At 36.5% G+C, this 10,969-nt stretch carries 6 protein-coding genes; 3 read left to right on the top strand and 3 right to left on the bottom strand.

The window, feature by feature from the left end; all coding sequences use genetic code 11:
• Positions 1-41: 41 nt before the first annotated feature.
• Complete coding sequence (locus AEQU1_RS11860; RefSeq protein WP_111881428.1) at positions 42-2,591, bottom strand: ATP-dependent Clp protease ATP-binding subunit; 2,550 nt, start codon at positions 2,589-2,591, stop codon at positions 42-44.
• Positions 2,592-2,848: 257 nt separating this feature from the next.
• Here AEQU1_RS11860 and gyrA point away from each other — a divergent pair, with 257 nt between their 5' ends.
• Positions 2,849-5,374: a DNA gyrase subunit A gene (gyrA, locus tag AEQU1_RS11865; RefSeq protein WP_111881430.1), complete on the top strand. Its 2,526-nt coding sequence runs from the start codon at positions 2,849-2,851 to the stop codon at positions 5,372-5,374.
• Positions 5,375-5,384: 10 nt separating this feature from the next.
• The gene (locus tag AEQU1_RS11870) at positions 5,385-6,647 is read left to right on the top strand and encodes a tetratricopeptide repeat protein (protein ID WP_111881431.1); all 1,263 of its coding nucleotides are present in this window, start codon (positions 5,385-5,387) and stop codon (positions 6,645-6,647) included.
• Between the two features lie 58 nt (positions 6,648-6,705).
• Here the strand turns inward: AEQU1_RS11870 and AEQU1_RS11875 are convergent, their stop codons facing one another.
• Together AEQU1_RS11875 and AEQU1_RS11880 are read right to left on the bottom strand one after the other, a co-directional pair.
• Positions 6,706-7,455 carry a C40 family peptidase gene (locus AEQU1_RS11875; RefSeq protein ID WP_111881433.1) on the bottom strand — a complete coding sequence of 250 codons (750 nt, stop codon included), beginning with the start codon at positions 7,453-7,455 and terminating at the stop codon, positions 6,706-6,708.
• 31 nt (positions 7,456-7,486) lie between these two features.
• Positions 7,487-8,665, bottom strand: coding sequence for an acetyl-CoA C-acyltransferase (locus AEQU1_RS11880; RefSeq protein WP_111881435.1), 1,179 nt, complete (start codon positions 8,663-8,665; stop codon positions 7,487-7,489).
• Between the two features lie 132 nt (positions 8,666-8,797).
• On the opposite strand from AEQU1_RS11880, the gene AEQU1_RS11885 reads away from it, so the two are divergent.
• Positions 8,798-10,843 (top strand): HD family phosphohydrolase, encoded by a 2,046-nt coding sequence (locus tag AEQU1_RS11885; protein ID WP_111881436.1) that lies wholly within the window; start codon positions 8,798-8,800, stop codon positions 10,841-10,843.
• Positions 10,844-10,969: the final 126 nt, after the last annotated feature.

The following is a 10,969-nucleotide window of genomic DNA, read 5'->3' on the forward strand; positions in this document are numbered from 1 at the left end:
GAATAACTTAGGGATAAATTTTACAATTAAGAAAGCAAAAATTATGATTCAGTCGGTTTTTTCTGCTTTTTAATTTTTATTGTAAGTTCGTTTGTTTTTTCATCTAGATCCATTGTTATTGCATCTCCTTCCTGCAAACTGCTATTGATGATTTCTTCGGCCAAAGCATCTTCAATATATTTCTGAATAGCCCTGTTCAATGGTCTTGCACCATATTGTTTATCAAATCCTTTATCAGCAATATAATCTTTTGCTTTTTCAGTAAGCTTCAATTCGTAGCCCAAATCTGAAATTCTAGCAAAAAGCTTGTCCAGTTCAATATCAATGATTTTGTGAATGTCTTCTCTTTCAAGTGGGTTGAAAACCATAACATCGTCAATACGATTTAAGAATTCAGGAGCAAACGTTTTCTTTAACGCATTTTCTATTACACTTTTAGTGTGCGATTCTTCTTGGCTTTTCTTTGCGGAAGTACCGAAACCAACGCCTTGTCCAAAATCTTTTATCTGGCGAGCACCAATATTGGAAGTCATAATTATGATTGTATTTCTAAAATCAATTTTTCTTCCAAGACTATCTGTTAAATAACCGTCATCCAAAACCTGTAACAGCATATTGAAAACATCTGGGTGGGCTTTTTCAATTTCATCTAATAAAACCACCGCATAAGGTTTTCTTCTAATTTTTTCAGTTAACTGCCCGCCTTCTTCATAACCTACATAACCAGGAGGGGCACCAACCAAACGTGAAATGGCAAATTTTTCCATGTACTCGCTCATATCAATGCGTATTAGAGCATTGTCTGAGTCAAAAAGTTCACGTGCTAAAACTTTTGCAAGTTGCGTTTTACCCACACCGGTCTGTCCTAAAAATATGAAGGAACCAATGGGTTTGTTAGGATCTTTTAATCCAGCGCGATTTCGTTGAATGGCTTTTACAACTTTAGCAACCGCCTCGTCCTGTCCTACAACTTTTCCTTTAATACGATCGGGTAGGGCCGCTAGTTTAGTACTTTCGGTTTGTGCAATTCTACTAACAGGTACACCTGTCATCATTGAGACAACTTCTGCTACATTTTCTTCAGAAACAGTTTCTTTGTGAAGTTTTGAATCTGCTTCCCACTTTTCCTGTTGGACTGCGAGTTCTTTTTCAAGATTTTTTTCATCATCCCGTAGTTTTGCAGCTTCTTCGTATTTCTGTTTCTTTACAACAGTATTTTTAAGTTCACGAACTTCTTCCAACTGTTTTTCAATTTCCAAAATTTTATCTGGTACGTGAATATTTGTAATGTGTACACGAGAGCCAGCTTCATCTAAAGCATCAATAGCTTTGTCTGGAAGGAAGCGCTCGGTCATATATCTGTTGGTAAGCTTTACGCAAGCTTTTATGGCCTCATCTGTATAAATTACGTTGTGGTGTGCTTCGTACTTATCTTTGATGTTTGTCAAAATTTCAATAGTTTCCTCAACCGTTGTAGGTTCAACCAATACTTTTTGGAAACGTCTCTCCAGTGCACCGTCTTTTTCTATGTACTGACGATACTCGTCCAATGTGGTTGCTCCAATACATTGAATTTCGCCTCGAGCCAACGCTGGCTTGAACATATTTGATGCATCCAAAGAACCTGTAGCGCCACCAGCGCCAACAATAGTATGTATTTCATCAATAAAAAGAATAATATCGTCATTCTTTTCAAGCTCGTTCATTACGGCTTTCATACGTTCCTCAAACTGGCCACGGTATTTAGTTCCAGCCACTAGGCTAGCTAAATCCAAGGTTACAACTCTTTTATCATAAAGAATACGTGAAACTTTGCGTTGAATAATTCGTAGCGCCAAACCTTCGGCAATGGCAGATTTACCCACACCCGGTTCACCAATAAGCAATGGATTGTTTTTCTTTCTTCGGCTTAAAATCTGTGAAACACGTTGAATTTCGCTTTCGCGACCTACAACGGGATCCAATTTACCATCTTCTGCCATAGCGGTAAGATCTCTTCCAAAGTTATCCAAAACAGGAGTTTTGGATTTTTTGTTTGTTTTTGCAGTTGTTCCGGAAAATAAATTTTCCTTACTCGCATCTTCCGCCGAAGTATCGTCATCATTTGGAAATGATTCCGCACTTGGGGTGTCTATATAATCGTCATCATTTGTAATCATAAGTTTAAATTGATCTTTCACAGCGTCATAATCTACCTTCATTTTGTTTAACAATTTTGTAGTAGGGTCATTTTCATTACGAAGAATACACAAAAGCAAATGGGCCGTATTAATGGAATTGCTTTGAAACAATTTAGCTTCAAGAAATGTTGTTTTTAACGCTCTTTCAGCCTGACGTGTTAGGTGTAAATTCTTTTTGTCGTTGGTAGTAATAACTCCAGGATTGGCTGGGCTTAATATCTCTACCTTTCTTCGTAGGTGGTTTAAATCTATTGCAAGTGCATTTAATATAGTTACCGCTTTGCCGTTGCCATCTCTTAAAAGACCAAGCATTAAATGCTCGGTACCAATAAAGTCGTGGCCTAGGCGCAAAGCTTCTTCTTTACTATAAGCAATTACATCTTTTACTCGTGGGGAAAAATTATCATCCATATTTTAAAATCCTCTCTTCAATTAGGTACTAAATTAACCAAAATAGGACAAAAACTGTTCCTCTTTGATATCATTTTAGTAAAAGGACAAAATATATAGTGTAATTCAAAGAATATTCTAGGATACTTATTAACGATTTCTACCCCTAAATTTGTTAATAAATTCGTGAATAACACCTAGTAAAAACCCCTGTTAAACCTACGAAAAAGTGTATCTTGCTCCATTAGATTAACAACGATAAATAAACCTATTTTTTTATGGCTGAAGGTGAGAAATTAATCCCTATAAACATTGAAGATGAAATGAAATCTGCCTACATCGATTATTCGATGTCGGTCATAGTGTCACGTGCACTGCCAGATGTTCGCGATGGAATGAAACCCGTACACAGAAGGGTTTTATTTGGAATGCACGAGCTAGGTATTAGAGCAACGGGCGCACATAAAAAATCCGCTAGAATTGTTGGAGAGGTTCTCGGTAAATATCACCCACACGGTGATACTTCCGTTTATGACGCGATGGTGCGTATGGCTCAAGAATGGAGCCTGCGATATATGTTGGTAGATGGCCAAGGTAACTTCGGTTCCGTTGATGGCGACAGTCCTGCAGCAATGCGTTATACTGAAGCAAGAATGCAGAAGATTTCTGAAGATATGCTTGCTGATATTGATAAAGATACTGTTGACCACCAATTAAACTTTGATGATACTTTAAAAGAACCAACTGTGCTACCAACACGTGTTCCGGGTCTTTTAATTAATGGTGCAAGTGGAATTGCAGTAGGTATGGCAACCAATATGCCGCCACACAATCTCACGGAAGTTATAAATGGAACGATCGCCTATATTGAAGATAACGATATAGATATTGATGGTTTAATGCAGCACATTAAAGCTCCTGATTTTCCAACGGGAGGAACCATTTACGGATACGAAGGTGTTCGTGAAGCTTTCCATACAGGTCGCGGTCGTGTAGTAATGCGTGCCAAAGCGACTTTTGAGGAAGTGCAAGGACGCGAATGTATTATTGTTACTGAAATTCCATATCAAGTTAACAAAGCGGAGATGATTAAAAAGACCGCTGATATGGTTAATGATAAGAAAATTGAAGGCATTTCAAATATTCGTGACGAGAGTGATAGAAATGGGATGCGTATCGTTTATATTTTAAAGCGTGATGCTATACCAAATATTGTTTTAAATACCTTATATAAATATACAGCATTGCAGTCCAGTTTTAGCGTGAATAATATTGCGTTGGTAAAGGGAAGGCCTCAGATGTTGAATTTGAAAGAATTGATTCATTATTTTGTGGAACACCGCCACGAAGTAGTGGTTCGTCGTACCGAATATTTACTTCGTAAAGCTGAGGAACGCGCACATATTCTTGAAGGGTTAATTATTGCTTCAGATAATATTGATGAAGTAATTAGATTGATTCGTGCATCTTCCAATGCCGATGAGGCAAGGGAGCGATTAATGGAAGCTTTCAAACTTACAGAAATACAAGCTAAGGCTATTGTTGAAATGCGCCTTCGTCAGTTAACAGGTCTTGAACAAGATAAACTGCGAAGCGAGTATGAAGAATTGATGAAAACAATTCAAGGTTATAGAGACATTCTTGCAAGTAAAGATCTTAGAATGAAAATAATAACCGAAGAACTTGAGGAAATTCGCACAAAATATGGTGATGAACGCCGTTCAGTTATTGAATATGCTGGGGGAGACGTAAGTATTACAGATTTGATTGCGGACGAACAAGTGGTTTTAACCATCTCGCACGCGGGTTATATTAAACGTACTTCGCTTTCAGAATACAAAACCCAAAATAGGGGTGGGGTGGGACAAAAAGCTTCAGCCACGCGAAATGAAGATTTCTTAGAACACTTATTCGTTGGAACCAATCACCAATATATGTTGTTCTTCACCCAAAAAGGAAAATGTTTCTGGATGCGTGTTTTTGAAATTCCCGAAGGAACAAGAACTTCAAAAGGAAGAGCTATTCAAAACCTTATAAATATAGAGCCGGATGATAAAGTGAAAGCTTTCATCTGTACTCAAGATTTAAAGGATGAAGATTACATAAATAGTCATTATGTAATTATGGCAACCAAAAAAGGACAGGTTAAGAAAACACCTTTGGAACAATATTCAAGACCAAGAACAAATGGTATCAATGCTATCACTATCCGTGAGGACGATGAGCTGCTTGAAGCTAAATTGACAACAGGAAACAGTCAAGTTATGTTAGCTGTTAGATCTGGAAAAGCCATTCGTTTTGAAGAGGAAAAAACTAGATCTATGGGCCGAAACGCTTCCGGGGTTCGCGGTATTAGACTCGGGGATAAAAATGACGAAGTTATAGGAATGATCGCCGTAGATAAAAATGACTCGGACATTCTTGTTGTTTCTGAAAATGGGTACGGTAAACGCTCATCCATTGAAGATTACCGAATTACCAACCGTGGTGGAAAAGGCGTAAAGACTATTAATATTACCGAGAAAACAGGTAAATTAGTATCAATCAAGAATGTAACCGATGATGATGATTTAATGATTATCAACAAATCTGGAATTGCTATTAGAATGGCTGTTGCAAATCTTCGAGTTATGGGCCGTGCCACACAAGGTGTTCGCTTGATAAAAGTAAGAGAAGATGATGCCATAGCCGCAGTTGCAAAAGCAATGAAAGACGAAGATGAAGATGATCTAGCGATAATTGACGAAGAAAATGATGGCACTACTCTTGATAATAATGAAACTCAAACCGAAAATAACGAATAAACTTTAACACATGAAAACACGAATTTTAATAACAGGACTGGCTTTTGTATCTGCTATTTCATTTGGGCAAAAAAAAGAAATAAAAAAAGCTGAAAAAGCTGTAAAATCAAATGAATACAGCGAAGCTTTAACTTATTTAAACGAAGCGGAATCATTGCTCGGCAGTGCTGACAATGATACAAAAGCACAATTTTATGCCGTAAAAGGCCAAGCATTGTATGGCAACGGGGGAACGGATTTTACCAAATTAAAAGCCTCAGCCGAATCTTTTGGTAAAGCCCTAACCTTAGACCCAAATATGGAGTCTGATCTGGGTGAGCAACTTCAAAAACTAAGAGCCGCATTAATCAATGGAGCTATTAAAGATCAAAACGCGCAACAGTACAAATTAGCGACTGAAAAACTTTACACAAGTTATATGGTTACTAAAAAAGATACATCTGATTTGTATTTTGCTGCTGGAAATGCAGTAAACGGTAAAGATTATGATACGGCTCTAAATTATTACCAAATGCTTTTGGACAAAGGATACACCGGCGCCACAAAAGAGTATGTGGCAACAAATAAAGAAACTGGTGAAGTTGAAGCTTTTGAAACTGAAAACCTTAGAAACATTTCTTTGAAAACAGGAGAATTCATTAAACCGGAAGTTCGTGTTACCGAATCAAGAAAAGGTGAAATTCTGAGAAACATGACCCTTATTTATATTGAAAGGGGAGACAATGAAAAAGCGATGGCTCTTATGAAAACAGCTCGTGCGGAAAACCCCACCGATGTATTCTTAATGAGAGCTGATGCAGATATGAGCTACAAAATGGGTGATATAGCTAGGTATAATGAATTGATGGAAAAAATTGTAGCTACAGATCCCGAAAATCCTGAAATTTATTTCAATTTAGGCATCAGTAATGATCAACTTGGAAATAAAGAAAAGGCTATGGATTATTATACTAAGGCATTAGAACTAAATCCAGAATATGAAGCTGCTTTAATTAATATTGCGGCCTTAAAACTTTCTGGTGAAGATAAGTTGGTAGAGGAAATGAATAATTTAGGAAATTCTTCCGCAGATAACAAAAGATACGATGAGCTAAAAAATGATCGTCTAAATTCATATAAGGAGGCGTTGCCATATTTAGAAAAGGCTTACAAGATTAATTCTTCTAATCAAAATGTACTTAAATACTTAATGAATATTTATGGACAGATTGGAGAAGATGCTAAATACAAAGATGCTAAAACCAAATTAGAAGCTTTGGAAGCTAAGGGATAAAATAAAATCCAGACTCAATAAATAATCGAAACCTCTGAAATTTCAGAGGTTTTGTCGTTTATATTATTCTTTTAATAACACGCAGCTTATGTGTGTGGTTGCGCATTTCATAATTAAAAATTCCACTATGGTCTAGTCTATCTATGCGCACTTTTCCATGGGCGTGAATTATGTAGTTGTCTTTCATTATTATGCCCACATGCGTGATTTTTCCTTCATCATTATCAAAAAAAGCTAAATCCCCCGGCTCGCTTTCTTCTATAAAACTTAATGCTTCACCTTGCGTAGCTTGTTGGCTTGCATCGCGAAGTAATTTATAACCATTCAGCTTATAAACCATTTGGGTGAAACCACTGCAATCAATGCCGAAAGGAGTTTTGCCGCCCCACAAGTAAGGAGTATTTAAATAGAGTATGGCGGTTTCAATTAAATGCTCTTTAGGAAGAATATCTGAAACAAACTTTCCTTCAAAATGATGTTTTAGATATTCTGAAGCAGAAACACTACTTCCCACACAGACAGAAAAAAGTTGATTGGCTGGAGCAGTTACAAAATCAACCAAATCTGAAGAAAGCCTTAATTCTTTCTTTTCAAAATCTGAATAATCTTCTTCAGCAATGGTTATGTATTGCTTATTGTCAATCCAGCCTTCATAACTATCAAAGGCCAGACGGATACGACTCCACTTTTTGCGAGTTTCAAGTATTTTAAAATGTTCGCCATAAAGTAGCTGCGTAACCATTTCGCTAACATCGGAAGCTTCGGCTCGAAGTGGGACAACGCTTAAATTACAGATACCGTAATCCATTCAGAATTTATTGAAAATAATTACGGTTTGGTTAGATTCTTTCAATTACCATAGCAGATGCACCGCCGCCGCCATTACAAATTGCTGCTGCGCCAATTTTGGCGTCGTTTTGTTTTAATACATTCAAAAGTGTAATTAAAATACGAACACCGCTACAACCTAACGGATGACCTAAAGAAACTGCGCCGCCATTCACATTTACATTACTATCGTTCAAGCCTAAAATTTTCATATTTGCTAGACCCACAACTGCAAATGCTTCATTAAATTCAAAATAATCTACATTCTTAATATCAATTCCCGCTTTTGCAATTGCTTTAGGAAGTGCTTTTGATGGAGCTGTGGTAAACCATTTTGGTTCCTGTGCGGCATCGGCATAGCTTTTAATATAAGCTAATGGGGTTAGTCCCAATTCTTTTGCTTTTGCTTCGCTCATTAAAACCATTGCGCCCGCGCCATCATTTATGGTTGATGCGTTGGCAGCTGTTACTGTTCCATCTTTTGAAAAAGCTGGACGCAAAGAAGAAATCCTGTCCATTTTTACATTTTTGAACTCTTCGTCTTCAGCAACAACAACTGGTTCTCCGCGGCGTTGCGGCACTTCAACAGGAACAACTTCTTCATTAAATTTTCCGTCAGCCCAAGCTTTTGCAGAGCGCTCATAAGATTTTATTGCGAAAGCATCTTGGTCTTCGCGAGAGAAATTATATTCTGTAGCACAAAGATCTGCACAAGTTCCCATTGCGTTGTGATCATAAGCGTCTACCAAACCATCTTTTTGCATACCATCTATCAAGGTAGCAGGGCCAAATTTGGTTCCGCTTCGCATATGTACATAATGTGGAATATTGCTCATACTTTCCATACCGCCGGCCACGATTACATCGGCATCGCCAAGGGCAATAGCTTGAGCTGCGTACATTACAGCTTTCATACCTGAAGCACAAACTTTATTTACGGTAGTAGCAGGAACAGTATCAGGGATTCCTGCACCCATTGAAGCCTGGCGGGCGGGCGCTTGGCCAACTCCAGCTTGAACCACGTTACCCATATAAACTTCCTGAACCAACGAGGGATCGAGGTTTATTTTTTCCATCGCACCTTTAATGGCTGCAGAACCCAACTGGGTTGCTGTTAATGATGATAAACTGCCCATAAAACTTCCTATAGGGGTTCTTGCTGCGGATACTATAACTACTTTATTGTTCATGCTACTGTTTTTATATTTTATAAATGAAGGACTGCGAAATTACGGATTTCTAACTAAAATATCAATCTTTGCAAGTATTGGTTTTGGGATAACTCAATCCTTATTTATACCTTTACTTCAACTTATATTTATATGAAGAACCTTTTCTCTTTGTTTGCAAAAAACCAATCCTTTATTTATAAGGTTTTTCTCTTCATAATTTCCACGCTTTTAATTATTTATTTCTTACCGAAAGGTGGGCAGTTCAAATACAATTTCCAGAAAGGAAAACCCTGGCAATATGAAAACCTGTATGCTCCTTTTAGTTTTACCATTAAAAAGGATGATGAAACCCTAAAAAAGGAAAAAGAAGAAATACGCGCGAATGCAATTCCATATTTTGAATACAATAGTGATGTAAAACAAGATGTTTCAGAAAATTTTCAAAACAATCTTGATATAAAATATGTTGATAGCCTCTATAAAACTCCCAAAAAAACTGTTCAGAATCTTGGTGAGACTTTAATTAAAGAAGCTTATGAAAATGGGGTGACTGATGAAATTCACTCTTATGATGAAGACAGGCTTATCTATTTAAAAAAAGGTAACGAAATAGGGGAGCGCAACTATTCACAACTCTTTAAAAAAGAAGAACTGAATAAAAGAGTGCGTGAAACAGTTGAAAAAAATAAAACCGAAGATATTCAGGTTCTCCTTTATAATGCGCTGAACGAAGTTTTTGAACCCAATGTAAAACTGAATACCAAACTTACCGAAGGTGCTATTGATGCTGAAATAAAAGCGATAAGTCCAAACCGTGGAATTATTGAGAAAGGGGGGCGAATTATAGCTAAAGGGGAAGTAGTGGAAGGAGACAAATACCAAATACTAAATTCCCTAAAAGCTGAGTTTCAAAGCCAAATTTGGAGTAAAAATAACTACCTATGGTTATTGGTAGGCTATTCAATGCTGGTATCATTAGTCTTTTTAATGCTTTTTCTTTTTCTAAAAAATTACAGGCCTTATATCTATAATAATAATACAAAAGTCACTTTTATATTTTTCAACATCTTTTTAATGGTTTTTCTAACCACGGTGGTCTTGAAGGTACATGCAGACTATGTTTATATTGTGCCAATATGTATTTTGCCACTTATTTTGAAAGCCTTTTTCGATCCACGTGTTGGACTTTTTGTACACGTTCTAACAATTCTTTTACTCGGTTTTATTGTTCCAAACAGTTTTGAATATATGTTCCTTCAGTTTATTGCTGGAATTGTCACCATTCTTACTGTTTCGGAATTATATAAAAGAGCCAATCTTTTCATATCAGTTGGGCAGATAACTTTAATTTACATACTTGGCTATTTCGCTTTCTTCGTAATACAGGAAGGAAATATCCAAACGATGCAATGGCAAAATTTTCAATATTTCATTCTTTGTGGTCTTGCAACCCTTTTTGCGCATCCGTTGATTTATTTTTATGAAAAGATATTCGGATTAGTTTCCGATGTTTCGCTGTTAGAGCTTAGCGATACCAATTCAAAGTTATTAAAAGAACTATCAAACAAGGCTCCAGGAACTTTTCACCATTCTTTAAATGTTGCAAATTTGGCTGAAGCTTCCGCAAACGAAATTGGTGCCAATAGTATGTTGGTAAGAGTTGGCGCGCTATATCACGATGTTGGAAAAATGTTGAATCCCACAATGTTTACTGAAAACCAGGCAAATTCAATAAATTCCCACAATGAATTGGATCCAAAGGAAAGTGCCCAAATAATTATTGACCACGTAATAAAAGGTATAGAAATAGCTCGGAAAAATAATCTTCCTGATAGAGTGATTGATTTTATCCGCACTCACCACGGAACCAGTTTAGTTTATTATTTCTATAAAAAGGAACGCGAACAGCAAGGAGAGGCAAACAAAGAAGATTTTATTTATCCTGGCCCTATTCCTTTCTCAAAAGAAACTGCTATTTTAATGATGGCAGATAGTGTAGAGGCCGCGAGTAAAAGTTTAAAAGAACCCTCATCAACAATCATTGATGAATTTGTTGAAAAAATTATCAATAATCAAATGGCACAAGGACAGTTTTTAAATGCAAATATCACTTTCAAAGAAATTGAGATGATAAAAAAGGTACTGAAAAAGAAATTGAATAATATTTATCATCTTAGGGTAGAGTATCCTGAATAGCGAACTCCGAATACAATTTCAAATAATATCTTAGATTGGTTAATGCTCCCATAATTCTAAAAAATTTATGGATTTATATTCATTTTAAATAAAATTAACATAAATTAAATTAATGCTAATGATATA

This window comes from Aequorivita sp. CIP111184, assembly GCF_900489465.1.
GTDB lineage: Bacteria > Bacteroidota > Bacteroidia > Flavobacteriales > Flavobacteriaceae > Aequorivita.

What these genes read in the sequence shown, in the direction of transcription:
- AEQU1_RS11860 (WP_111881428.1), bottom strand. Translation starts at nt 2,591, where the DNA reads ATGGATGATAATTTTTCCCCACGAGTAAAAGATGTAATTGCTTATAGT.
- gyrA (WP_111881430.1), top strand. Translation starts at nt 2,849, where the DNA reads ATGGCTGAAGGTGAGAAATTAATCCCTATAAACATTGAAGATGAAATG.
- AEQU1_RS11870 (WP_111881431.1), top strand. Translation starts at nt 5,385, where the DNA reads ATGAAAACACGAATTTTAATAACAGGACTGGCTTTTGTATCTGCTATT.
- AEQU1_RS11875 (WP_111881433.1), bottom strand. Translation starts at nt 7,455, where the DNA reads ATGGATTACGGTATCTGTAATTTAAGCGTTGTCCCACTTCGAGCCGAA.
- AEQU1_RS11880 (WP_111881435.1), bottom strand. Translation starts at nt 8,665, where the DNA reads ATGAACAATAAAGTAGTTATAGTATCCGCAGCAAGAACCCCTATAGGA.
- AEQU1_RS11885 (WP_111881436.1), top strand. Translation starts at nt 8,798, where the DNA reads ATGAAGAACCTTTTCTCTTTGTTTGCAAAAAACCAATCCTTTATTTAT.